21 protein-coding genes are annotated in these 24,202 nt (G+C 67.3%); 18 read left to right on the top strand and 3 right to left on the bottom strand.

Features of this window, described 5'->3' with window-relative positions; translation table 11 throughout:
- The first annotated feature begins 284 nt into the window (after nucleotides 1–284).
- Nucleotides 285–1,352: an NAD/NADP octopine/nopaline dehydrogenase family protein gene (locus tag ACQKLX_RS22635; RefSeq protein ID WP_427363814.1), complete on the top strand. Its 1,068-nt coding sequence runs from the start codon at nucleotides 285–287 to the stop codon at nucleotides 1,350–1,352.
- 5 nt (nucleotides 1,353–1,357) lie between these two features.
- Here ACQKLX_RS22635 and ACQKLX_RS22630 read toward each other — a convergent pair whose 3' ends face one another.
- Entirely contained in the window at nucleotides 1,358–1,933 is a 576-nt protein-coding gene (locus tag ACQKLX_RS22630) for a peroxidase-related enzyme (protein ID WP_427363813.1), read from the bottom strand.
- Complete coding sequence (locus ACQKLX_RS22625; protein ID WP_427363812.1) at nucleotides 1,930–2,424, bottom strand: CMD domain-containing protein; 495 nt, start codon at nucleotides 2,422–2,424, stop codon at nucleotides 1,930–1,932. Before ACQKLX_RS22625 ends, ACQKLX_RS22630 begins: the two co-directional genes overlap by 4 nt.
- Nucleotides 2,425–2,542: 118 nt before the next feature.
- Here ACQKLX_RS22625 and ACQKLX_RS22620 point away from each other — a divergent pair, with 118 nt between their 5' ends.
- The 13 genes from ACQKLX_RS22620 (at nucleotide 2,543) to ACQKLX_RS22560 (ending at nucleotide 16,805) form a co-directional block, all read left to right on the top strand.
- Nucleotides 2,543–3,514, top strand: a complete 972-nt coding sequence (locus tag ACQKLX_RS22620) for a LysR family transcriptional regulator (RefSeq protein WP_427363811.1) — start codon at nucleotides 2,543–2,545, stop codon at nucleotides 3,512–3,514.
- Nucleotides 3,511–4,977 carry an NAD(P)-binding domain-containing protein gene (locus ACQKLX_RS22615; protein WP_427363810.1) on the top strand — a complete coding sequence of 489 codons (1,467 nt, stop codon included), beginning with the start codon at nucleotides 3,511–3,513 and terminating at the stop codon, nucleotides 4,975–4,977. Before ACQKLX_RS22620 ends, ACQKLX_RS22615 begins: the two co-directional genes overlap by 4 nt.
- A gap of 12 nt (nucleotides 4,978–4,989) precedes the next feature.
- Nucleotides 4,990–5,952, top strand: a complete 963-nt coding sequence (locus tag ACQKLX_RS22610; RefSeq protein ID WP_427363809.1) for a Bug family tripartite tricarboxylate transporter substrate binding protein — start codon at nucleotides 4,990–4,992, stop codon at nucleotides 5,950–5,952.
- The gene (locus ACQKLX_RS22605) at nucleotides 5,943–6,446 is read left to right on the top strand and encodes a tripartite tricarboxylate transporter TctB family protein (RefSeq protein WP_427363808.1); all 504 of its coding nucleotides are present in this window, start codon (nucleotides 5,943–5,945) and stop codon (nucleotides 6,444–6,446) included. The genes ACQKLX_RS22610 and ACQKLX_RS22605 overlap by 10 nt, the downstream gene beginning before the upstream one ends.
- On the top strand, nucleotides 6,443–7,939 hold the full coding sequence (locus ACQKLX_RS22600) for a tripartite tricarboxylate transporter permease (RefSeq protein WP_427363807.1): 1,497 nt from the start codon (nucleotides 6,443–6,445) through the stop codon (nucleotides 7,937–7,939). Before ACQKLX_RS22605 ends, ACQKLX_RS22600 begins: the two co-directional genes overlap by 4 nt.
- Before the next feature lie 428 nt (nucleotides 7,940–8,367).
- Complete coding sequence (locus ACQKLX_RS22595) at nucleotides 8,368–8,964, top strand: flavin reductase family protein (protein ID WP_427363806.1); 597 nt, start codon at nucleotides 8,368–8,370, stop codon at nucleotides 8,962–8,964.
- 17 nt (nucleotides 8,965–8,981) lie between these two features.
- Entirely contained in the window at nucleotides 8,982–9,986 is a 1,005-nt protein-coding gene (locus ACQKLX_RS22590; RefSeq protein WP_427363805.1) for an MsnO8 family LLM class oxidoreductase, read from the top strand.
- Nucleotides 9,987–10,003: 17 nt separating this feature from the next.
- On the top strand, nucleotides 10,004–11,347 hold the full coding sequence (locus ACQKLX_RS22585; protein ID WP_427363804.1) for an LLM class flavin-dependent oxidoreductase: 1,344 nt from the start codon (nucleotides 10,004–10,006) through the stop codon (nucleotides 11,345–11,347).
- Nucleotides 11,348–11,393: 46 nt separating this feature from the next.
- Nucleotides 11,394–11,927 carry a GNAT family N-acetyltransferase gene (locus ACQKLX_RS22580; RefSeq protein WP_427363803.1) on the top strand — a complete coding sequence of 178 codons (534 nt, stop codon included), beginning with the start codon at nucleotides 11,394–11,396 and terminating at the stop codon, nucleotides 11,925–11,927.
- Nucleotides 11,928–11,966: 39 nt separating this feature from the next.
- A complete protein-coding gene (locus ACQKLX_RS22575; protein WP_427363802.1) occupies nucleotides 11,967–13,766 on the top strand; it encodes an amino acid ABC transporter permease/ATP-binding protein in 1,800 nt (599 codons plus the stop codon).
- A gap of 25 nt (nucleotides 13,767–13,791) precedes the next feature.
- Nucleotides 13,792–14,724, top strand: coding sequence for an ABC transporter substrate-binding protein (locus ACQKLX_RS22570; RefSeq protein ID WP_427363801.1), 933 nt, complete (start codon nucleotides 13,792–13,794; stop codon nucleotides 14,722–14,724).
- A 79-nt stretch (nucleotides 14,725–14,803) separates the two neighbouring features.
- Nucleotides 14,804–15,724, top strand: coding sequence for an ABC transporter substrate-binding protein (locus tag ACQKLX_RS22565; protein WP_427363800.1), 921 nt, complete (start codon nucleotides 14,804–14,806; stop codon nucleotides 15,722–15,724).
- A gap of 7 nt (nucleotides 15,725–15,731) precedes the next feature.
- Nucleotides 15,732–16,805, top strand: a complete 1,074-nt coding sequence (locus ACQKLX_RS22560) for an LLM class flavin-dependent oxidoreductase (protein ID WP_427363799.1) — start codon at nucleotides 15,732–15,734, stop codon at nucleotides 16,803–16,805.
- A 139-nt stretch (nucleotides 16,806–16,944) separates the two neighbouring features.
- Here ACQKLX_RS22560 and leuA read toward each other — a convergent pair whose 3' ends face one another.
- The gene (leuA, locus tag ACQKLX_RS22555; RefSeq protein ID WP_427363896.1) at nucleotides 16,945–18,612 is read right to left on the bottom strand and encodes a 2-isopropylmalate synthase; all 1,668 of its coding nucleotides are present in this window, start codon (nucleotides 18,610–18,612) and stop codon (nucleotides 16,945–16,947) included.
- Between the two features lie 424 nt (nucleotides 18,613–19,036).
- On the opposite strand from leuA, the gene ACQKLX_RS22550 reads away from it, so the two are divergent.
- The 4 genes from ACQKLX_RS22550 to ACQKLX_RS22535 all read left to right on the top strand — a co-directional run bounded on the left by ACQKLX_RS22550 (nucleotide 19,037) and on the right by ACQKLX_RS22535 (nucleotide 24,200).
- On the top strand, nucleotides 19,037–19,864 hold the full coding sequence (locus ACQKLX_RS22550; RefSeq protein ID WP_427363798.1) for a helix-turn-helix transcriptional regulator: 828 nt from the start codon (nucleotides 19,037–19,039) through the stop codon (nucleotides 19,862–19,864).
- 153 nt (nucleotides 19,865–20,017) lie between these two features.
- Nucleotides 20,018–22,195 carry a TonB-dependent siderophore receptor gene (locus ACQKLX_RS22545; protein ID WP_427363797.1) on the top strand — a complete coding sequence of 726 codons (2,178 nt, stop codon included), beginning with the start codon at nucleotides 20,018–20,020 and terminating at the stop codon, nucleotides 22,193–22,195.
- An 11-nt stretch (nucleotides 22,196–22,206) separates the two neighbouring features.
- Complete coding sequence (locus ACQKLX_RS22540) at nucleotides 22,207–23,064, top strand: alpha/beta hydrolase (RefSeq protein WP_427363796.1); 858 nt, start codon at nucleotides 22,207–22,209, stop codon at nucleotides 23,062–23,064.
- Nucleotides 23,061–24,200 (top strand): ABC transporter substrate-binding protein, encoded by a 1,140-nt coding sequence (locus tag ACQKLX_RS22535; protein WP_427363795.1) that lies wholly within the window; start codon nucleotides 23,061–23,063, stop codon nucleotides 24,198–24,200. Before ACQKLX_RS22540 ends, ACQKLX_RS22535 begins: the two co-directional genes overlap by 4 nt.
- Nucleotides 24,201–24,202: the final 2 nt, after the last annotated feature.

The raw sequence follows: 24,202 nt of genomic DNA, 5'->3' as shown, positions 1-24,202 counted from the left end.
CGTTGTCGAAGAATACCGGTGAATCGACGATGCTGATACGCATGATCGGCACTCCTCCCAAACGTGGCTCATTCTACGGAGCCACTTCGAAAGTGATTATGTAATCGATTGCAAAACTGTCAACCGGCGAATTTTGAGCGGGTCCGGCTGCTTGCCTTGCGCCTTTCCGGAGGCCTGTTCGGCTTGCGGTCTCGGGGCAAGCCGCACTAAATCCGCGGCCATCGGTTCGCTACGCTGGCGTGGAAGGCCGATAGCTTGGCGATCACGAGAACAGGACATCCTTCATGCGCGTCGCGATCATCGGCTCGGGTGGCATCGGGCGCGGTTATGCCGCCTATCTGAGCTCGCAGGGCCACCAGCCGGTGCTGTGGTCGCCCAGCGGCGTGGCTCTGAAGAACTTTGCTGATGGGGCGGAATTGTCAGTCACCGGCAAGCTTGAGGAGACTTTCCCGCTCGCGCTCGCCCGCGACTGCGCCGAGGCGGTGGAGGGGGCTGAGGCTGTCATCGTCGCAGTGCAGGCCAACGGCTTCCGGGCGGTCTTCGACGCTCTGGCTCCGCATCTGCGCGCCGGGCAGGCGGTGATCGTCAGCGCGCATTGCTCCTTCGCTGCACTCTACCTGTATCGCCTGTTGGCGGCGCGCGGGCTCGATTTGCCGATCGCCGCCTGGGCGACGACGGCGCTGACCGCGCGCAAGAGCGGCCCGCGCAGCGTCCATATATCAGGCATTCGCGCCCGGCTCGATGTCGCGACCTTGCCGCGGCGCCATGCCGAGGCCGGGCTTGCGCTCTGCTGCGCTCTTTTTGGGGATCGCTTCGAGCCGCGCCCGGGTCTGCTCGCGATCATGCTGAGCAATCTCAACCCGCCGGCCCATATGGCGACCATGCTCGGCAACCTGACCCGGGCCGAGAAGGGCGAGGACTGGCCGAACTACGGCTCGATCACGCCGGGCGTCGGGCGGATCATCGACGCCATGGATGTCGAGCGCCTGACGCTGGCGCGCAGCTTCGGGCTCGAGGTCCGCAGTGTGCAGGATCATTACCGGCTCTCCTTCGGGGTCGAGCCTGCCCCGGTCGGCGAGATGGCGGCCGAGGTCTATCGCAAGCGGCCGGAACTGCTCGGGCCAAAGTCGCTCGACACGCGCTTCATCACCGAGGACGTGCCCTTCGGCCTCGTGCCGCTCGAATTGCTCGGGGCTGTCGCCGGCATCGATATGCCGCTGCACAAGGCCGGCATCGCCTTGTTCGACGCGATCTGCGCCCGGGATTTCCGGGTCGAGAACGATCTTTTGCCAGTGCTCGGGCTCGCGGGGATCTCGCCGGAGGAGCTGCACCGCCAGCTGCGCGAGGGTTGAGGCGATCAGTCTCTGACCGGCTCGCCGAGCGTGTGCATCAGCCGGTTGGCCCAGCCGAAGATCGCGGCGGAGAGGATGAGGTCGAGGATCTCGACCTTCGACAGCCCGAGATCTGCGAGCTTTTCGATGTCGTCGGCCGTGGCCTCCGACGGTGTCTTCGACAGCTTCGCGGCAAAATCGAAGATCGCCTGCTGATGTTCCTCCAGCTCGGCGTCGAGCCCTTTGGCAAAAATCTCATCGATCACGTCGCTGCGCTTGGTCAGGGCGTTGAAGCGCGAGGCGTGGACCGCAGCACAGTAGACGCATCGATTGACGATCGAGGCGGCGGTGGCGCCGAGCTCGCGTTCGGCCGAGGACAACCCGCCCTTGCCGTACATGATCGCGTTGAACAAAGGCGAGCGCACCTTCAGCGATTCCGGATCATGCGCCAGCGTCAGGACGTAATCCGAGATCTTCTTGTTCGACGGCGTCACCTGCATGGCGTCGAGTTGCTCCGGCGTCGCCTCGGCGAGAACGACCGGCGTGACATAGGGGGACCAGCGCGGGACCTTGGCGGTGAATTCGTGGACGACGGTGCTCATGCGATGGCTCCCAGCAGCCTCAAGCCGGCGATGACGCGAGCCTGGTAGTTCACGAAGGCGATCAATTCGGCGAGCCGGACGATGTCGGGTTCGGACAGGCCGGCAGCCTTGAGCGCGGCGATGTCGGCCTTGGTCGCGTCCTTGGGCGAGAGCGTCACCAGGTCGACATGGCGGGTGATCGCGCGCAGCCGCGTGTCGCTACCCGCAACGGGACCGGCGCCCACGGCGATGGCGAGCAGGGCAGGGCTCTCGCCGGCCTGGCGGAGCAGACCCTGATAGTGCTCGGCGAGAATGCCATCGGCGTTGGCGCGCGCCATGCGGACGGCGAGCGCGGCTCGCTCGGCATGGCTGATGCCGCCGGGCTCGCGCGGCAGCAGCACGGCGTCATGCGCCGCCTGGCTGAGGCCGAGGATTTCGGCCCGCTCGGCCAGCACTCCGGCGAGGCTTGAGCCCGCGCCGGACAGGGTTTCGATGAGATGGGGGCTGCTCATCCGCATTCTCTCCCAGGCTGCCTGCGAAGCGATCGCCGCCAGCCTATGCTTCATGCTTGACCGGCATCAAGGAGTATCTATCATCCGATTTAGGAATAATGATCCAGCCCGTGAACGCATGGACCTACGCCAGCTCGAAGCCTTTGCCGCAGTCTTCTCCGCCGGCAGCATCACCGGCGGCGCAAAGCTGCTTGGCCGCTCGCAGCCGGCGCTGACCCGGCAGATCCAGGAGCTGGAAGAGACGCTCGGCTTCAGCGTGCTGCACCGCGCCGGGCCGCGGGTGACGCCGACCGAACAGGGCCTGCGCTTCCATCAGGAGGTTGAGCCGGTGATCGCCTGGCTCCGGCAATTGCGCGAGCGCGCCGACGCGATCGCTGCCGACAAGCCGCGTTCCCTGGAAATCGCCTCGATCGCCTCCTTCGCTGCCGGCATGCTGCCCGCCGCTCTGGCGCGCCTCGGTGAGTACGCCCTGCCCGGGCAGGTCCATATCCGCGCAGCCTTGGCCGAGCAGGTCGTGCAGTCGGTTGCGACCCATGTCGCCGAGATCGGCGTCACCAGCCTGCCGGTCGATCATCCCGCCCTCGAACTGCACTGGATCGGCGAGGCGCCCTGCGTCGTCGCCGTGCGCGCCGACGATCCATTGGCGGAGGCGGAGACGATCCCGCTCGCCGCGGTCGCCGGCCGCCGGTTGATCGCCATGGCCAACCCTTTCCGCTGGCGCCGGCGCGTCGATGCGGCGCTGGAGCGGGCCGGAGTTCGGCCCGCCGGTCTCCTCGACGCCAACACCTCGAACACCGCGCTGATGGCGGCACGCGCCGGGCTCGGCATCGCCATCCTCGAGCCGGTGATCGCCTACGGCATGCCGCTCGATGGTGTCGCAATCCGCAAGCTCGACGTGCCCATCTCCTTCCTCTGGGGCGTGGTGACGCCCTATGGCCGCCCGGCGACGCCGCTGGTCGACGGGCTGATCGCGGCGTTGGAAGCGATCTCGCGCGAGACTTTGCCCGGTTTCGTCAAGCACCCGCCGACCGCGCGCGAGCGCCTGATGGCCGACCTGTTCGGCCCCAAGCCGATCCGGGGCGCGGCATGAACGCGGTCTCTCCCGTCCCGACCGGCCTGCCGGCGCTGGAGCAGCGCCTGCGCCAGGATCTGGAGTGGCTGGAATGGCCGGCCAAGGACTGGGTGCCGCCGCGTGAGTATGAGGGCCAGCGCGTCCGTGACGTCGTGATCGTCGGCGCCGGCATGTGCGGCCTCGCCGCCGCCGGGGCGCTGAAGGGGCTCGGCCTCTCGAACATCGTGCTGCTCGACCGCGCCCCCGCCGGCCGCGAAGGGCCCTGGGTGACCTATGCGCGGATGGAAACGCTGCGTTCGCCGAAGCAGCTCACCGGCCCGGCGCTCGGCCTGCCCGCTTTGACCTTCAGGGCCTGGTACGAAGCGCAACATGGCCGTACCGCCTGGGAGGCGCTGGGCAAGATTCCGCGACCGATGTGGATGGACTATCTCGTCTGGTACCGGAAGGTGCTGAATCTGCCGGTCGAGAACGGCGTGTCGGTCGACGCAGTCATGCAGCAGGGCGATCTGCTGGCGCTGACGGTCTCGGATGCCAAGGGTTCCCGCACCATCTTTGCCCGCCATCTCGTCCTCGCCACGGGCCGCGACGGGCTCGGCGCGCCCTGGGTGCCGCCGATCGCCGAGGCTGTCGATCGCCGCTTCTGGGCGCACAGCGCCGACGACATCGATTTCACCGCCTTGAGAGGCAAGCGTGTCGGCGTGGTCGGCGCCGGGGCCTCGGCCATGGACAATGCCGCGACGGCGCTGGAGCACGGTGTCGCCGGCCTCGACCTGTTCATCCGCCGCAAGGAGTTGCCGCGCATCAACAAGTTCACCGGCATCGGCAGCCAGGGCGTCGTCCACGGCGTCGCCGGCCTGCCGGATGACTGGAAATGGCGCTTCTTCGACTACGCATTGAAGGCGCAGACGCCGCCGCCGCGCGACTCGACCTCGCGCGTCTCACGCCATGCCAATGCCCGCTTCCATCTCGGCAGCCCGATCCTCGACTTGCAGGAGCGTGACGGCGCGCTGGCGCTGACGACGCCGAAGGGCACCTACATCCTCGACTTCCTGATTTTCGCCACCGGCTTCTCGGTCGATCTCGGCGAGCGGCCGGAACTCGCCGCCGTCGCGCCCTTCATCCGCTTCTGGAAGGATCGTTACGTTCCCGAAGGGATCGACAATGCCGAGCTGGAAAGCGCGCCGGATCTCGGCCCGTCCTTCGAGTTCCAGGAGAAGCAGCCCGGAAGTTGCCCGGCGCTGGCGCGGATCCACTGCTTCAACTATCCGGCGATGCTGAGCCACGGAAAGCTGTCCGGCGATATTCCGGCCGTCAGCGCCGGCGCCGACCGGCTCGGCCGCGGCATTGCCCGCGCCCTCTTCGTCGCCGACCGCGAGGCGCATTACCGCTCGCTCGTTGCCTATGACACGCCCGAACTGCTCGGCGACGAATGGACCGATGCCGACGCCATGCCTGCCGACCTCACCGTTTCCACCTCCTGAAGGAGCGCCTCGATGATCAAGCATCTGTCGATCTCTGCAGTCCTCGCGGCGACGCTCCTCACGACCGGCGCCGCCCGCGCCGAGTATCCGGAGAAGCCGATCGAGATGATCGTCGCCTTCGCGCCCGGCGGCGGCACCGACGTCGCCGCCCGCTCGATCGCCCGCTACATGGAGAAATATCTCGGCGGCAATGCCCGCATCGGCGTGATCAACAAGCCCGGGGCTGGCGGCGAGATCGGCTGGACCGCGGTCGCCCAAGGCAAGCCCGACGGTTATACGATCGGCTTCATCAACGCCCCGGCGATCAATGCGCTGGTCGTCGAGGGCAAGACCAAGTTCAAGATGGGCGACCTGCAGCCGATCGCCAATCTCGTCTACGATCCCGGCGTTCTGGTCGTGCCGAAGACCAGCTCATATGGCTCGCTGAAGGATCTGATCGACGCCGCGAAGAAGGCCTCGACGCCGCTCGTGATCGGCACCTCCGGCGCCAGCGGCTCCTCCGAGCATATTGCTTTGCTGAACTTCCAGCGCCTCGCCGGCACCAAGTTCACCCCGGCCTTCTTCGGCGGCACCGCCCCGGTCCGTCAGGCCGTGCTCGGTGGCCATGTCCCGGCCGCGACGATGAACCTATCCGAGGCGCTTCAGATCGCCCGCGAGGGCAATATCAAGGTGATCGGCGTGATGAGTGCTGAGCGCTCCGCCTACCTGCCGGAGGCGCCAACCTTCCGCGAGGCCGGCTACGATGTCGTCGTCGGGGCCTCGCGCGGCATTGCCGCGCCCAAGGGTGTGCCGGCCGAAGTCGTCGCCAAGCTGGAGAAGGCGATCGACCAGGCGCTGAAGGATCCCGAATATCTCGACGCTGCCAAGAAGGCCGAGATTCCGTTGCAATATCTCGCCTCCGGCGACTTCAAGGCCTTCCTCGACCGCGCCACCACCGATCTCGAGGCGACCTGGAAGGCGACGCCGTGGAAGTGACGGACGCCGCCGCGCCGGCTGCGCCCGAGGGTCGCTCGCGCAGCCCGGTCGAGATCGTCTTCGCGCTCGTCCTCGTCGCGGTCTCGCTCGCGGTCATCGCGACGGCGTCGAGCTATCCGGTCGAGAGCGCCGCCTATCCGGTCGCGATCGCTTCCGGCATGGCGGTGCTCGGCCTGTGGATCGCGGCGCGCGAGGTCCTGCGCCGGCTTCGCAGCAAGCCGACTCCCGGCGCCTTCGCAGAGCACGGTCCGCGCCTCGCCATCGGCATCGCGGCGCTCGTCGCCTATTTCGCTGCGGTGAGCCTGATCGGCTTCATCCTGCCGAGCCTGGCGCTCTGCATATTCCTGCCGGCGGCGGTGGGTTTCCGGCGCTGGGGGCTCGCGGCCGTGGTCGGGATCGTCTGCGTCGTCTCGATCCTCTTGATCTTCGTCTACGCGCTCGGCCGCCCGATCCCGGAAGATCTCCTCTCACCCCTGCTGGCGAAGCTCAGATGATCGACGCGCTGCTGCACGCCATCCCGCTCGTCTTCGCCCCGATGAACGTCCTCGCCATGTTCATTGGCCTGATCGCCGGCCTCGTGGTCGGCTGCCTGCCCGGCCTGACCGTCGTCACGGGCCTCGCCGTGCTGATCCCGCTGACCTTCGGGCTCGATCCGATGTTCGCGCTGGGTATGATGGCCGGCATGTACAATGGCGGCTCCTATGGCGGCGCTATTCCCGCGATCCTGATGCGCGTGCCGGGTACCCCGGCCTCGGTCGCGACCGTGCTCGACGGCTACAAGATGACCCAGAAGGGGCAGGCGGCCTATGCGCTGCAGGTCGCGCTTCTCTCGGGCGTGATCGGCTCCGTACTATCCTCGATCTCGCTGATCCTGCTCTCACCCCCTCTGGTCTCGTTCAGCCTGCTGTTCGGTCCGACCGAGTATTTCTGGCTCGGCATCCTCGGCCTCGCCACCGTCTCCTCGCTGCTCGGCGACGACCTGCCAAAGGGCCTGATCGCCTGCGGCATCGGCCTGCTGATCGGCGCCGTCGGCCAGGACATCTCCAACGGCACCGAGCGCTTCACCTTCGGCCAGCTCGACCTGCTCGACGGCTTCAGCGCGATCGTGCTGCTGACGGGGCTATTCGCCGTGCCGCCGGTGCTGCAGATCGTCGAGGAAGCGGTGAAGACCGGCATGAGCGGTGACAAGCTCAAGCTGCACCGTCAGGGCTCGGCGCTGAGCCAATGGCGCTTCTTCACGCCAGTTTGGATCCGCTCGTCGATCATCGGCATCATCATCGGCATCCTGCCGGGCGCCGGCGGCAGCATGTCGTCCTTCCTCGCCTATAACGAGGCCAAGCGCGTCGCCCGTAGCCCTGAGACCTTCGGCCATGGCAATCCCGAGGGTGTCGCCGCCTCCGAATGCGGCAACGGCGCTGACAACGCCGCCTCGCTGATCCCGGCGCTGGCGCTCGGCATTCCCGGCTCCGGTGTCGCCGCGGTCATCCTCGGCGGCCTCTTGGTGCATGGCCTGCGGCCTGGCCCGCAGCTCTTTCGCGAGCATCCGGACATCGTCTACGGCTTCATGCTGCAGTTCCTGGTGACGTCTTTCCTGCTCGCCATCGTCGGCGGCCTGGCGGCGACGCGCATCTTCGGCCAGGTGCTGCGTCTGCCGCGCATCGTGCTCGCACCGGTGATCCTGCTCTTCGTCACCATCGGCGTCTATTCGGTCAACAACTCGCTGTTCGACCTCTGGGTGCTGCTCGGCGTCGGGCTGATCGGTTACGTGCTGGAGCGGCTCGACTATCCGAGCGCACCGATCGTCCTCGGCCTGCTGCTCGGGCCGATGGTGGAAAGCCAGCTCAGGCTGGCGCTGACCATCTCCGGCGGCAACGCCTCGGCGCTGGTCTCGACCCCGATCGCGGTCATCCTGGCCGTGCTCAGCGCCGCCATCCTGCTGACGCCGGCCTGGCGGCTGCTCCGCCAGCGCCGCACCGCTGCGGCCTGAGCGGCGGTAGAGCAGAAACCTGCCGCGCCAGCGGCCGGAGGCGAGCGCTTCCGCCTCCTGCGGGGGGCATCTTTGAAAAGACATTTCATTGACCCTGCATGTTTTCGCAGGAAGAATATCAGTATCGAGCGCTGACAACTGCGCTTGGTCGTGGGATTTGCTGGAGCAGCTTGCACCGCGTCAACAATGCTAAAAGCGCCACGAGAAACTCGTGGGCTCCGGATACGGAGACACGTCGATGCGACAAGGTGATAGCTTAGGCCTCGAGCATCCCGACAACTCGTTGCGATGTTACTGAGTTCTCGTCCTGTGGCCTGACCGCAGGACCAATCGTTCCCCAGCAGCATCAGCATGCCGGCTCATCCGGCCAGAGCGCCGCTTCATGGCGACGCGCGCCTTGCTGCGTCCTCCCGCCAGCCGAGGCCTTCATGACTGTCGTCTCGCTCGTCACTCCTATAGCCGCATCATCTCGTCCCTTCGATCGAGCTACGTCAGCGCAAGCCGAGGCGCCGAGCTTCCGGGCGGCGCTGCGCCATCTCGCCGGCGGCGTCAGCGTGATCACGACTGGGCAGGGTGCGGACCGCACCGGCCTGACAGTCACCTCGCTCGCGTCGCTCTCCGCCGAGCCGCCGACGGTGATGTTCGGGCTCAATCTGAGCTCGTCGAGCTTCCCGGTGCTCGCCCGCCGTCGCAGCTTCGGCGTCAACTTCCTCAACGCGACGCAAAAGCAGATCGCCGACCGCTTCGCCGGCCGCGCCGGCGAGAAGGGCGAGGCGCGCTATGCCGGGGCGAGCTGGACGGAAGGCGTCACCGGCGCGCCGCTGCTGGAAGGCGCGCTGGCGGCGCTCGACTGCGAGGTCGAGGAGCTGATCGAGCGGCATTCGCACGCCATCGTCATCGGCCGGGTGCGCGAGGTCAGGCTCGGCGGCGACGATGCGGCGCTGGTCTACTGGCGCGGCGATTACGAGCGCCTCGGCTGGACGGCCGAGGAGGCGCGCACGGCGCTCGGCCTGCGCGGCATCTGACCCCGGCGAGACATCCCATGGCCTATTCCCTCAGCCTGCTCGACAAGAGCCCGATCCTCGACGGCGAGACCGCGGTCGACGCCCTGCAGCGCACCATCGCGCTGGTGCAGGCCGCCGAGCGGCTCGGCTATCACCGCTTCTGGCTCGCCGAGCATCACGGCTTTCCGGGCCTCGCCAGCTCCGCGCCGGAAATCCTGGTCGCCCATCTGGTCGCCCGCACCCGCCGCATCCGCATCGGCTCCGGTGGCGTGCTGCTGCAGCATTACAGCCCCTACAAGGTCGCGGAGACCTTCAACCTGCTCGCGGCGCTGGCGCCTGATCGCATCGATCTCGGCGTCGGCAAGGCACCGGGCGGCCTGCCGCTCTCGACCAGGGCGCTGCGCGTCCAGCACGACCCGGAGCGGGCCCGCTCCTTCGAAGCCTTGCTGGCGGAACTCGACGGCTTCCTCGCCGGATCGCTCGACACCAGCGATCTCCTCGCCGGTGCGCAGGCTCTGCCGAGGCCGCCTGCGCCGGTCGAGCGCTTTCTGCTCGGCGCCAGCCCTGACAGTGCAAGGCTAGCAGCCGAGCGCGGCTGGCGCTTCGTCTTCGCCGGCCAGCTCAACGGCGATCCCAAGGCAATCGAGGCCAGCCTCAATGCTTATGCCAACGCCGGCGCCAGGCAGCCGCCGCTCTTCGGCCTCGCCGCCCTCGCAGCTGCGACGGCCGAGGAGGCGCGGGCGCTGACCGAGCCGCTGCGTGTCGTCAGGCTGACTCTCGACAATGGCCAGAGCGTCAATCTCGGCAGCGAGGAACAGGCGGCCGAGTTCGCCCGCCAGGCCGGAGCGGCGTCCTACACCACCGAAATCCGCCGCCCGAGCATCCTCGCCGGCACCGCCGAGGACGTCCGGCGCGAGCTCGATGCGCTGTCCGCCCGCTTCGGCATCGCCGAATTCGTCATCGATACCCCGGCCGCCGCGACCGCCCAGCGCCTCGCCTCGATCACGCTGCTCGCCGGCGATGCACCGGCGCTCGCCGCCTGAGCCGACAGGAGAACCCGATGAGCAAGACCCGTCTCACCTTCGGCCTGATGCTGCAGGGCCCCGGCAGCCACATGAACGCCTGGCGCCATCCGAGCAATCCGGCCGATGCCAGCGTCAATCTCGACTTCTTCATCCGCAACGCCCGCAAGGCCGAGGAGAACGGCATCGCCTTCGCCTTCGTCGCCGACGGGCTCTACATCAACGAGAAGTCGATCCCGCATTTCCTCAACCGCTTCGAGCCGCTGACCATTCTCTCAGCGCTGGCGACGGCGACGAAGAAGCTCGGCCTCGTCGGCACGGTCTCGACCTCCTATAGCGACCCCTTCACCATCGCCCGGCAATTCGCCTCGCTCGACCTGATCTCCGGCGGGCGCGCAGGCTGGAACGCGGTGACCTCGCCGCTGGAAGGCTCCGGCCGCAATTATGGCCGCGCGCATCCCGAGCACTCGCTGCGCTACGAGATCGCCCACGAATACCTCGACGTCGCCAAGGGGCTCTGGGATTCCTGGGACGACGACGCCTTCGTCCGCGACCGCGAGGCCGGCCGCTTCTTCGATCGCGAGAAGCTGCACACGCTCGGCTACAAGGGCCGCTACTTCCAGGTCGAGGGCCCGCTCAACATCCAGCGCTCGCCGCAGGGCCAGCCGGTGCTGTTCCAGGCCGGCGCCTCCGATGCGGGCATCGGCCTCGCCGGCCGCCATGCCGATGCGGTCTTCGCCAACCATGTCTCGCTGGAGGAGGGCCAGGCCTTCTACCGCAGCATCAAGACCAGCGCGATCGCGCAGGGGCGGCTCGCCGACGACGTCAAGATCTTCCCGAGCGCCGGCCCGATCGTCGGCCGCACGCGCAAGGAGGCCGAGGACAAGTACCAGGCGATCCGCGATCTCGTCTCGATCGACGAGGCGCTCGCCTATCTCGGCCGCTATTTCGACCATCACGATTTCAGCGCCTACCCGCTCGATGCGCCCTTCCCGGAGCTCGGCGAGATCGGCAAGAACAGCTTCCGCTCGACCACCGACCGGATCAAGCGCACCGCCGCCCTGAAGCGCCAGACCCTGCGCGAGGCGGCGCTGGAAGCTGCGACACCGCGCGCCGACCTGATCGGCTCTGCCGAAGAGATCGCCGATATCCTGATCGAGCGCGTCGAGAAGCAGGCGGCGGATGGTTTCATCCTCGGCTTCCCGGTGATCGGCCAGGGGCTCGACGATTTCGTCGAGCTGGTGATTCCGGAGCTGGAGGCGCGCGGCGTCTACGATCGCAGCCTGCCGGGCGAAACGCTGCGCGACCATCTCGGCTTGCCGCGCCGCGAGAGCCGCTATGCCCGCCCCGCCCCGGCCACCGTGCCGCGCAAGGCCGGCTGAAGGCCTGAACCCGTTTCCAGAATCCCGCTTTCCGAGAGGCTGTCCCATGGCCGACGAATTCTTCTACACCACCCCGCTCGATCCGCTCGCCCAGCCCCTGGTCGAGCAGCTGACCTGGGAATACGCCACCCGTTATGGCACTTATTTCGGCGAGCCCCCGGGCGCCGAGATGAGCCGCTACCCCGCATCGCTGTTCGCGCCGCCCGAGGGCAATTTCGTGCTGCTGCTCCGCGGCGGCCGCGCCATCGCCGGCGGCGCCTTCAAGCGCTATGACGCGCAGACCGCCGAGCTGAAGCGGATGTGGACCGACAATGCCTTCCGCCGCCAGGGCCTCGCTCGGCGCGTCGTCGAGGAACTGGAGGCGCAGGCGGTGCGCCAAGGCTATGGCAAGATCTTCCTGACCACCGGCTTCCGCCAGCCCGAGGCGCGGGACCTCTACCTCAACACCGGCTACACGCCGCTGTTCGATCCCGCGGTCGATCCCGAGGTCTACAAGAAGCTCGCTTTCGAGAAGGACCTCGCGGTAGCCGCTTACAAGCTGCGCCCGCCCGCCGAGCAACTGCCTGCCAGCGCCGCCTGATCGCGCCGCCCGCCGCATCAACAGAAAACGAGACCAGCCATGAGCCTCGCCAGCGATTTCGCGGGCCTGCCGACGCGCGCCCATAGCACACCGCCGACCCGCGATTTCAGCCGCTACCGCATCGTGCCGGCGCGCTATCCGGCCCGCACCATCGGCACCGTCTTCGCGGTTGTCGTGATTTTCGCGGTCGCGAACTCGGTCCTCTCCAATCCGCGCTGGGGCTGGGACGTCTTCGCCGAATGGTTCTTCTCGGAGCCGGTGCTGGCAGGGCTCGGCCGAACCTTGCTGCTCACCTTGTTCGGCACTGTTCTCGGTTTCCTGCTCGGTACCGGCCTGGCCTTGGCGCGCGTCTCGGGCTCGCCGCTGCTGGCCTCTTTGTCCTGGGCCTATGTCTGGCTGTTCCGCTCGATCCCGCTGATCGTGCTGCTGCTGATCCTCAACAATCTCGGCTATCTCTATTCGACGGTCTGGCTCGGCGTTCCCTTCACCGAGATCACCTTCGCCTCCTGGTCGACGACGCAATTGATCACGCCGTTCTTCGCGGCGGTGCTGGGGCTGACCCTGCATGCCGGCGCTTTCTCCTCCGAGATCGTTCGTGGTGGCATCCTCTCGGTCGACCAGGGCCAGCACGAGGCCGCGGCCGCGCTCGGCCTGCCGCGACGACGCCAGTTCTCGCGGATCGTGCTGCCGCAGGCGATGCGCACCATCCTGCCCAACGGCTTCAACGAGATCATCCTGCTGGCGAAGGGCACCTCTCAGGTCTACATCCTGGCGCTGCCGGAGCTGTTCTACACCATCCAGATCATCTACCGGCGCAATCTCGAGGTGATCCCGCTGCTGATGGTGGCGACGGTCTGGTACCTCGTCATCCTGAGCGTGCTCTCCTTCGTCCAGCACCATATCGAGCGCTATTACTCGCGCGGCGCGCTGCGCAATCCGCCGCCCTCGCTGATCGGGCTGGTACTGGCTCGCTTGGGCCGCTCGCGCGATGCCGCAGCAGCGCGGCGTACCGAGGCTGCTTTGGCCCAGCCGAGTTCTTCCGCCACGGCGGCTCCTTCGCTGGCGAGCTTGCGGCGCAGCGGCGGCGAGATCCGCATCAGCAACGTCTCGAAGAGTTTTGGCCCGCTCAAGGTGCTCGACGATGTCAGCCTGGCGCTGCGGCCCGGCAGCGTCACCGCGATCATCGGCCAGTCCGGCTCGGGCAAGTCGACCCTGCTGCGCTCGATCAACCATCTCGAACGCGTCGATGAGGGCTTCATCGCCATCGACGGCGAGCTGATCGGCTACCGCCAGGACGGCGACACGCTCTACGAACTCAAGGAGCGCGAGATCCTGAAGCGCCGCGTCGATGTCGGCATGGTGTTCCAGAGCTTCAACCTGTTCCCGCATCTGACCGCGATCGAGAACGTCATCGAGGCGCCGCTTTCGGTGCGCGGTGTCAGCCGCGAGCAGGCGCTGGCCGAGGCGCGCGAACTGCTCGCCCGCGTCGGCCTCGCCGAGAAGGCCGACGCCTATCCGCGTCAGCTCTCCGGCGGCCAGCAGCAGCGCGTCGCCATTGCCCGGGCGCTCGCGCTGAAGCCCAAGGTGCTGCTCTTCGACGAGCCGACCTCGGCGCTCGATCCCGAGCTCGTCAACGAGGTGCTCGACGTCATCAAGGAGCTCGCCCGCTCCGGCACGACGCTGGTCATCGTCACCCATGAGATCGGTTTTGCCCGTGAGGTCGCCGACGAGGTCGTCTTCATGGAGGCCGGCCGCATCCTCGAAGTCGGCCCGCCGGCTCGCGTCTTCGCCGAGCCCGACCATCCCCGCACCCGCGAATTCCTCGCCAAGGTCCTCTGACCCTCATTTTCCTGGGAGTTAAGCCATGATCACCAGACGCAACACGCTCGCTCTGCTCGGGGCTGCCTCGGCCGGCGCGCTTCTCCCCTCGCTCGGCCTCGCCCAGCAGGCGATCGACCTCTCGCCCGAACAGCCCGGCCGGCCGCGGGCGCAGCGCGACGAAGCTGCGATCAAGCTGATCGGCAAGGACGCCAAGTTCGTGAAGGACGGCGTCTTCACCGTCGCCAACGCTACCGGCCGCTTGCCTTTTGCCGGCTATGCGAGCGACACCAAAAGCATCGTCGGTTCGGAGCCGGATATCGCCCAGCTCGTCGCCGATGCGCTGGGCCGCAAGCTGGAGATCGTCCCGGTCTCCTGGGCCGACTGGCCGCTCGGCGTCGCCTCCGGCAAATACGATGCGGCGATCTCGAACATCACTGTCACCGAGCAGCGCAAGGAGAAGTTCGACTTCTCGACCTATCGCAAGGACCTGCTCGGCTTCTATGTGAAGAAGGACAACGAGATCCAGATTCGCGAGCCGCGCGACGTCGCCGGCCTCAAGGTCATCGTCGGCTCCGGCACCAATCAGGAGCAGATCCTGCTGCGCTGGAACGAGCAGAATGTGAAGGCCGGGCTGAAACCGGCCGAGGTCCAGTATTATGACGATGACGTGGTGCTCTATCTCGCGCTGGAGACGGGACGCGCCGACGCCTATCTCGGCCCGAACGCCCTGCTCAGCTTCAAGGCGGCGCAGGAGAACAAGACCCGCCTCGCCGGCAACTTCTCCGGCGGCTGGCCGCTGCTGGCCGAGATCGCGGTGACCACCCGCAAGGGCGCCGGGCTCGCCGAGGCGATCACCCATGCCGTCAACACCCAGATCGGCAACGGCAACTACGCCAAGGCGCTCGGACGCTGGAACCTCGCGGCCGAGGCGATCGAGCAGTCGCGCACCAACCCGCCTGGACTGCCGGCGAAGTGAGTGCGACGGGCGCTGCGGCAGTGCGCGGCGCCCGCCCTATCAGGGAACAGGGAAGACGATGATGTTGCGAGCGCGTGCCATGTTGGCGCTTCTCCTCGGTGGCTGGGCCATCTTTGGCCAAGCGCGGGATCCGGCTCTGGCCCAGGCGCCGTTCGATCTCGGGCCGGAGCAATCCGGGCGGGTGAGGGCGGAGAAGCAGCCGGAGGCAATCGCTGCGATCCCGAAGGGATTCAAATTCACCGAGCCGGGCGTGCTGACAGTGGCGGTGAGCCCGGGCGGGCCGCCGCTCGCGACCTATGCGACCGACGCCAAGACCGTGGTCGGCGCCGATGCCGATTTTGCCCAGCTCATTGCCGACAGCCTTGGTCTCAAGCTCGATTTGCAGCCGATCGCCTGGGCCGACTGGCCGCTGGGGCTGGCTTCGGGCAAGTACGACGCCGTCATCTCCAATGTCGGCGTCACCGAGCAGCGCAAGGAGAAGTTCGACTTCTCGACCTATCGGCACGGCCTGCACGGCTTCTTCGTCAGGGCCGACAGCAAGGTCACCGAGATCAGGGAGCCGAAGGATGCCGCCGGCCTCAAGATCAGCGTTGGGGGCGGTACCAATCAGGAGCGCATCCTGGTCGAATGGAGCAAGCAGAACGTCGCCGCCGGCCTGAAGCCGATCGAGCTCCAGCTCTTCGACGACGAAGCCGGGCGGCTGGTCGCGCTGCGCTCGGGCCGGGTCGACGTCATCGTCCAGCCGCATGCGCAGCTCGTCTTCATCGCGGCGCGCGACAAGGACATCAGGCGCGTCGGCACGCTCAGCGCCGGCTGGCCGCTGAAATCGGATGTCGCGATCACCACGCGCAAGGGCAGCGGCCTGGTCGATGCGCTGACCATCGCGACCAACGGGCTGATCGCCAACGGCAAGTTCCGGGCATCGCTGGCGCGCTGGAGCCTGGAAGGGGAGGCGCTCGACCGATCCGAGACCAATCCGCCCGGCCTGCCGAAATACTGAAAACGCCATGTCCAAGCTCGCCATCCGGCACATCGCCTTCCTGACGCCCGGCAATTACGACGACGCCGATCCGCGCGCCGGCCTTGAGGAGACGCTCGCGCTCTTCGAGTATGGCGAGGCGCTCGGCTTCGACAGCGCCTGGGTGCGCCAGCGCCATCTCGAGCCCGGCGTCTCCTCGGCCGCGACCTTCCTCGCGGCAGCGAGCCAGCGCACCAGCCGGATCGGGCTCGGCACCGCCGTGATCCAGATGGGCTACGAGAACCCGTTCCGGCTGGCCGAGGACCTCTCGCTGGTCGACGTCCTCTCCGGCGGGCGGCTCAATGTCGGCCTGAGCGCCGGCCCGCCACCCTTCGGCAAGCTGCTGGGCGAGCGCTTCTTCGATGCCGATCCCGCCGCTTACGATTTCTCGCATGCCCGCGTCGCCAGGCTCGCCAACAATCTGGATGGCTACTGGCTCGGTGATGCCGACAGCCGCATCAGCTCCGCTGCCGGCGAGCATCGCCCGCGCCTGCGCCCGCATGCACCGGGGTTAAGGCAGCGGCTCTGGTATGGCGGCGGCTCGCTGCGCTCGGCCCGCTGGGCCGCCGAGAACGGCTTCCATCTGCTCATCGGCAATCTCAATACGGGCGAGGACACCGACGATTTCTTCGTCGTGCAAAGCCGCCATATCGAGGCATTTCGCTCGCACTGGCGGGGGGAGGGCGAGCCGAAGATCGCGGTTGGCCGTGTGATCGTACCGCTCGACAGCGCCGACACAGCGACGCGCCAGCGCTATCGCGACTATGCCGAAAGCCGGCATGAGCGGACATTGGCGCCGCAAGGCGAGCGCCGGACGCTGTTCACGCCCGACCTTGTCGGCACCGCGGCCGAGATCGTCGAGCGGCTTCAGGCCGATCCGATCCTGCCGCTGGTCGATATGCTGCGGCTGGAACTGCCCTACAATTTCGCAATCGCGGACTACCGCCAGATCATCGCCGACTTCGTCGCGCTGATCGCGCCGGTACTCGGTTGGCGCGGGGAACCCCTCTCCTGGAAGGAGAGGGGTAGGGGTGAGGTGTTCGGAGCGGAAACGGTAGCCTGACCCCAACCGCGCGGTCGGCGCTCACGGAACTGGTCAGGCCGCCCACACCTCACCCTGCCCTCTCCTTCCAGGAGAGGGTTCCCGCGTCTCTATCGTCTCCGACCAGGCGAACCGGACGGCTTTGAATGACAGCGGAACTTCAGCCCGTCTGCCCGGCCATCACCCGCTGCATGCCGCTGAGCACTGCCTTGAGCGAGGCCATGACGATATTCGGGTCGATGCCGACGCCGTGCACGACCCGGCCCTTCTCGTCCTGGAGCTGGACATAGCAGGCGGCGGTGGCGTTGGCGCCGCGGCCGACCGCGTGCTCGTGATAGTCGAGGAAGGAGAACTCGACGCCATAGGTCGTCTTCAGCGCATCGACGAAGGCGTCGATCGGGCCGTTGCCGACGCCCTCGATCGTCCGGATCGCGCCGTCCTGCTTGAGTTCCGCCGTCAGCGTGCGCGAGCCCTGCGCCGCCGGGAAGGTCTTGTGCGTGATCAGCTCCAGCGGGGCATCGCTCAAGAGGTAGGTCTTGCTGAACAGGGACCAGAGCACCGCGCTGGTCAGCTCCTTGCCCTCCTCGTCCATCTGCTCCTGGGCGATCTTGGAGAAGGCGATCTGCAGCGGGCGCGGCAGGTCGAGACCGTGATCGGCCTGCAGGATATAGGCGATGCCGCCCTTGCCGGATTGCGAGTTGATCCGGATCACCGCCTCGTAGTCGCGGCCGACATCCTTGGGGTCGATCGGCAGATAGGGCACCTGGAAGAGCGGGTCGTTGCGCTTCTCCTGCGCATCGAAGCCCTTCTTGATCGCGTCCTGATGCGAGCCGGAGAAGGCGGTGTAGACGAGCTCGCCGACATAGGGGTGGCGCTCGTGCACCGGCAGCTGCGTGCAGTATTCGGCGACGCTGCGGATCTCGTTGACATCGCGCAGGTCGAGCTCGGGATCGACCCCTTGCGTGAACAGGTTCAGCGCCATGGTGACGATGTCGACATTGCCGGTGCGCTCGCCATTGCCGAACAGCGTGCCCTCGACACGGTCGGCGCCGGCCATCAGCGCGAGCTCGGCGGCGGCGACCGCCGTGCCGCGGTCATTATGCGGATGGATCGAGAGCAGCACGCTGTCGCGGTCGGAGATGTTGCGGCCGAACCATTCGAACTGGTCGGCATGGACGTTCGGCGTCGCCATCTCGACGGTCGCCGGCAGATTGAGGATCAGCTTCTTCTGCGGCGTCGGCCCGATAACCGCCTTGACCGCCTCGCAGATCTCCAGGGCGTAGTCGAGCTCGGTGCCGGTGAAGCTCTCCGGCGAATATTCGAAGGTGAAGTTCGTCTCCGGCGCCTGCGCGGCCAGCGCCTTGATTTGCGCGGCAGCATCGGTCGCGATCTTGACAATGCCCTTGCGGTCGGAGCGGAAGACTACGTCGCGCTGCAGCGTCGAGGTCGAGTTGTAGAAGTGCAGGATGACGTTCTTGGCGCCCTTCACCGCCTCGAAGGTGCGCTCGATCAGTTCGGAGCGGCACTGCGTCAGAACCTGGATCGCGACGTCGTCGGGAATGGCGCCGCTCTCGATGATCGAGCGGACGAAGTCGAAATCGGTCTGGGATGCGGCAGGGAAGGCGACTTCGATCTCCTTGAACCCCATCTTCACCAGGAGGTTGAACATGCGGTTCTTGCGATCGACGCCCATCGGCTCGATCAGCGCCTGGTTGCCGTCGCGCAGGTCGACGGAGCACCAGATCGGCGCTTTGGTCAGCACCTGCGAGGGCCATTTGCGGTCAGGCAGATTGACCGGCGCATAGGCGCGGTACTTGGAAATCGGCATCGTGGTCATGGGACAACCCTTGCGAAGGATGCGGCGTCAGGCCTGCTCAGGGCTCTGCTGCGCCGTCATGCGATAGAGACAGGCCTTCAAAACCCGGCGCTCACAGCGCCGGGCGGCTAAGTCGAAGGGTCAGGCCCCGGATGGCGGACCGAAATCGCATGAATGGACCTAACCACCTCAAGGGATGAAGATCAATCCTGAGGCCACTCTTCCCAATGCCGGCCCGCCCCGCTGCTTCCACGTCAGCCCCATCTGGCATCAGTCGCGGAATGTCGGAGAGTCCCGCCAGTGAATGAAACAACGCGATGAGTCGCGCTGACCTTGGAAGATTTTTAAACTGAAGCCAAGGTTTTGAGGTGGAAAGGCATTGAATTATGCTGCCAGTGTGAATGCGCTTCAGCCAGTTTCCGATCACGAATCCTTGGTGGGCTTGCCGCTGTTCTCGCAGCAGCTATCGCTGTCGGCCGGGACATTTCCGAACCCGGAAGGCGAGCGCGTGGTCGGGCCGATGCGCCGGGGCTTGAAGATCGCGGTCATGCTCGACGGGCGACAATCCCTCGAGCTCGATGATCGTCCGGCCGTGCTGGTTCGCGGACCGGCCCTGCTGGTCGCGGCGAACAGCGGCGACCATGTCCAGCAGCGCACTGGCCTCAGCGGCGGCGAGGTCCGCTGCGTGCTGATGCAGTTCGCTCTCGATTTCGTCGAGCGGGAATTCGCCGCGCCGATGCAGCAATTGTTCGCTCTGGCCGGAGCCGGGGATGCCGGCATCTGGGTGCGCCCGGCCGATGCCGATCTCTGCGCGCTCGCGCTTGAGATCGCGACGTGCCCGGTGGCGGCGCCGCTGCGGCGGCTCTATCTCGCCGGCAAGGCGCTGGAGCTAGCCGCCATAGCGCTCGACCGGATCGTCGGGCAGCCGCCTTTGCGCCCCGCGCGGCTCCCGGCCCGGACGCGCGAGCAGGTCCATGCCGCCCGGGACATGCTGGTCGCTGCGATGCAGCAGCCGCCGAGCCTCGCCGAGCTCGCCCGCGCCACCGGCCTCAACCCGACCAAGCTGACCTCGGCCTTCCGCGCCGAGTTCGGCACCAGCGTCTTCGGCTATCTGCAGGAACAGCGACTTCAGCAGGCGCATACGCTGATCGCCAAGGGCGAGGCCAGCATCGCCGAGGCCGCCTTCCGCGTCGGCTACACGCCGGCGCATTTCTCCAGCCTGTTCCGCAAGCGCTTCGGCATGCCGCCGAGCGCGCTGCGGTGACGGAGCGCTCCTGTTTCAGAGCTGGAAAGGCTCGAAACTGCGCCGAAAGAAATACTGCCGCAATCGAAAGCCGACGGCGTTGCCGGCGCAGCATGCTTCCTGAAAGAACCCGCCGACGGGTCGCCAGAACGGCGAAGGGGCAAGGGCGAAGGCATGACTGGGGTTCTCATCACTGGCAATCGCGCGGCATTGGCTGCTGGCGTTGCGTTCGGCGCCATCATCGCCGCCTGGTCTTGCGAGGCACTAGCGCAGGCTGGCGGCACGGTCAGCCTCGACACGATCGAGGTCCAGGGCGAGCGCGCAAGCGGGCCGGTCAACGGCTATGTCGCCAGGCGCAGCGAGAGCGCGACCAAGACCGACACGCCGCTGATCGAGACGCCGCAATCGATCACCGTCGTCACCCGCCAGCAGATGGACGATCAGGGCGCCCAGAGCGTCAGCCAGGCGCTGCGCTATTCGTCGAGCGTGCTCGGCGAGACGCGCCTGTCGATGGGCCGCTATGACAGCGTCTTCATCCGCGGCTTCGGTGGCGCAGGCACCGGCGCCGGCTTCGTCAACTTCCTCGACGGCCTGAGATTGCAGCGCGGCGTCAACTTCCTGGTGCCGGCGGTCGAGCCCTGGGGGCTGGAGCGCGTCGAGGTGATCCGCGGCCCGGCTTCGGTGGTGTTCGGCCAGGTCAAGCCCGGCGGCCTGATCGAAATGGTCAGCAAGCGCCCGCGCGACGTGGCGCATGGCGAGGTCCAGCTTCAGTTCGGCAGCTTCGAGCGCAAGCAGCTCGCCTTCGATATCGGCGGGCCGGTGACCCCTGACAAGACGATCCTCTACCGCATCGTCGGGCTCGGCCGCGCCGCCGACACGCAGGTCGACTTCACCAAGGAAGAGCGCCTCTACATCGCGCCCTCAGTCACCTTCCAGCCCAATGCGGCGACGAGCCTGACGCTGCTGACCTCGTTCCAGCGCGATCCGGAGACCGGCTTCTACGGCTTCATCCCTTCGGTCGGTACGGCATTGCCCAACCGCAACGGCAAGATCCGCAGCAATTTCTTCCCGGGCGAGCCCGGCTACGAAGGCTATAGCCGCAATCACCTGACGCTCGGCTATGCCTTCGAGCATCGCTTCAACGACGTCTTCAGCGTCCGTCAGAACGTCCGCTACAGCGATCTCGAATCCCGCAATCGCACCGTCGCGGCCGCCTCGCTTGGTGCCGACCAGCGCACTTTGACCCGCCGCGTCACCGCCTCGAACGAGAAGGCGCAGACCTTCGGCATCGACAACCAGCTCCAGGCCGATTTCCGCACGGGCGTGCTGACCCACAAGGTGCTGTTCGGCGTCGACGGCTACTGGAGCGATGGCACCGCCTTCACCGGTGCCGGCGGCACCGTGCAGACGCTGAACGCCTTCAACCCGGTCTATGGTCGCCGCCCCTTCGCGGTGCCGGCGATTCCGGGCACGGGCCAGGTCGCGGAGCAATACGGCGTCTATATCCAGGACCAGATCAAGCTCGACCGGCTCTCGCTGGTGGTCGGCGGCCGCTTCGACCGCGCGATGGCACGCACGCGCAATATGACCAATGGCGCGCTGACCAAGCAGGACGACACAGCCAATACCGGCCGCGTCGCGCTGATGTACAATTTCGACAACGGCTTTGCACCCTATGCGAGCTATTCGACCTCGTTCGAACCGGTGGCAGGGACGACCTTCAATCGCGTCGCGTTCAAGCCGACCGAGGGCGAGCAATACGAAGCCGGCTTCAAATACCAGCCGCCGGGCTACAACGCCTTCCTGCAGGCTGCTGCCTATCAGCTGATCCAGACCAATGTGCAGGTGGCGGATCTCAACAATCCCGGCTTCCAGATCCAGACCGGCGAGGTCAGGGCGCGCGGCGTCGAGGTCGAGGCGCGGGCGACCGTTTTCGACAATCTCGATCTCGTCGCAGCCTATACCTTTACCGACGCCGAGGTGACCAAGAGCACGGGCGTCGATCTCGGCAAGCGGCCGACGGTGGTGCCGCGCCATATGGCCTCGCTCTGGGCGCATTACACTTTCAAGACCGGCCTGTTCTCCGGCCTGGGGTTGGGTGCTGGCGTGCGCTATGTCGGCAAGGGCGCCGGCGATCCCGGCAACACCTTCTTTACCGACGACTACACGATGGTCGATGCCGCGATCAGCTATGATCTCGGCGCCGCCAATGCCGCGATGAAGGGCTGGAAGGTGCAGGTCAACGCGCAGAACCTGTTCGACAAGGAGTATGTCGCCGGTTGCTACGGCACCGTGCAGTGCTCCTTCGGCCTGCGCCGCACCGTCCTCGCGACCTTGTCCTATCGCTGGTAAGGGCAGGCGCGATGCTGCGGCCGGAGCGGTTCGCCTTCGAGGGGCCCGAGGTCCCGGCTACCCGGCCGGTCGAGCTGCCGCATACGCATAGCCTAGCCTTTACCGCTCCCGGCGGGGCGCAGTACCGGCTGCTGGTGGCGATCTCGCCCGAGCCGGCGCCGCCTGGCGGCTTTCCGGTCCTGGTCCTCGTCGACGGCGATGCATTGTTCCCAGCTGCACTGTCCGCCGCGCGGCTGCAGGCGGCGCGTGCCGAGGTCACCGGAGTTGGCCCGGCCGTCATCGTCGGCATCGGCTATCCCGGGGCCGCCCCCTTCGATGCCGAGCGGCGCCGGCGGGATCTCCTGCCGGCGGAGGGCGGCGCCGACCGCTTCCTCGATCTCATCATCGGTGGGATCCTGGCGCAGGTGGAACGGCTCGCGCCGATCGATCGGGCGCGGCTGTCGCTGGCCGGCCATTCCTTTGGCGGGCTCTTCGCCCTCCATGCGCTTTTCACGCGTCCCGGCCTGTTCCGCAGCCATGTCGCCGGCAGCCCTTCGATCTGGTGGGAGGAGCGCGCCATCCTGGCGACGTGCGAGCGGTTCCTGCGCTCGCCCGCGGCGGCGGACACTCCGCGCCTGCTACTCACCGTTGGCGGCGAAGAGCAGAGCGACAGCGCGCGGCGCGATCCGCAGCGTGCCGAGCGCCTGCGCATGGCGCGGATGGTCGACAATGCCACCGAGATGGCCAGGGCGCTGGCGGCGTCAGGGCGCGTCGATTGCGAGCACGTCGTCTTTACCGGCGAGAACCATATCTCGGTCGTCCCGGCGATGCTGTCGCGCGCGGTCGCGTTCACGCTTGGCGATGGCGCCGGGAAAAAGGACGCTCCATGATCGCTTCGCCTGCACAGCTCCTGATGCGGCTGTTGCTTGCCGCTGCCGTGCTGCTCTCGGCCTTGGCATCGCCTGCCCGCGCTGAGCCGGTCACGGTCACCGACCTGCTCGGGCGCAGCGTGACCCTGCCGGCTCCGGCGAAGCGGATCGTGCTGGCCCAGGGGCGTCAGCTCAATGCGCTCGGCCTGATCCACCCCGATCCGATCAGCCTGCTCGCCGGTTGGGGCGCCGATCATCGGCGGCAGAACCCCGACGCCTATGCCCGCTATCTCGCCAAGTTTCCGGCGATCGAGAGTGTGCCGACCGTCGGCGATGGCGGCACGCAGGACGGCTTCTCCTTCGAGAAGGCGGTGTCGCTCTCGCCTGACCTCGTCATCCTCAGCCGCTCGCTCGCCGGCACGCGGCGCGGGCCGGGCGATCTCGTCGAGCGTTTCGAGGCGGCCGGCATCAAGGTCGCCGTCGTCGACTTCTTCCTGCAGCCGATGCGCGACACGCTGCCGAGCCTGCGCATCCTCGGCAAGCTGATCGGCCACGAGGAGCGGGCGCAGGCCTATATCCGCTTCTATGAGGAGCGGCGCCGGCTGATCGAGGAGCGCCTGCGCGGAGCCGAGCGGCCCTCGGTGTTCATGCACGCCCATGCCGGCGGCTATGATTGCTGCCAGACCCCGGGCAAGGGCACTTTCGACGATTTCATCAGCGCGGCCGGCGGGCACAACATCGCCGCCGCGATCCTGCCCGGCGCGACCGGGCAGATCAGCCTCGAGCAACTGCTGGCCGCCGACCCCGCAATCTATGTCGCGACAGGGGGAACGCATCTGGCCAAGCTCGACGGCCTCGTCCTCGGACTGGGCGTCTCCCGCGAGACGGCAGCGCATAGCTTCGTCGCGCTGCTGGGACGGCCCGGCCTCGCCGCGCTCGCAGCCGTGCGCAATCGCCGCGCCTACGGGCTCTGGCACCTGTTCAACGACAACCCGCTCCATATCGTCGCGATCGAGCGGCTGGCGAAATGGTTCCACCCCGACCGCTTCGCCGATGTCGATCCGCAGGCGACGCTGGACGAGATCTCCAACCGCTTTTCGGCGATCCCGCTCGACGGCGCGCTCTGGGTCGCAGGCCCCGGCCAGGCGAAGCCCTGAGC

It is taken from the genome of Allobosea sp. NPDC003192, assembly GCF_050275675.1.
In the GTDB taxonomy this organism is placed as follows: Bacteria; Pseudomonadota; Alphaproteobacteria; order Rhizobiales; family Beijerinckiaceae; genus Allobosea.
Note: the sequence above shows the minus strand (reverse complement) of the source record. Positions and strands in the feature narration are given on the sequence as shown.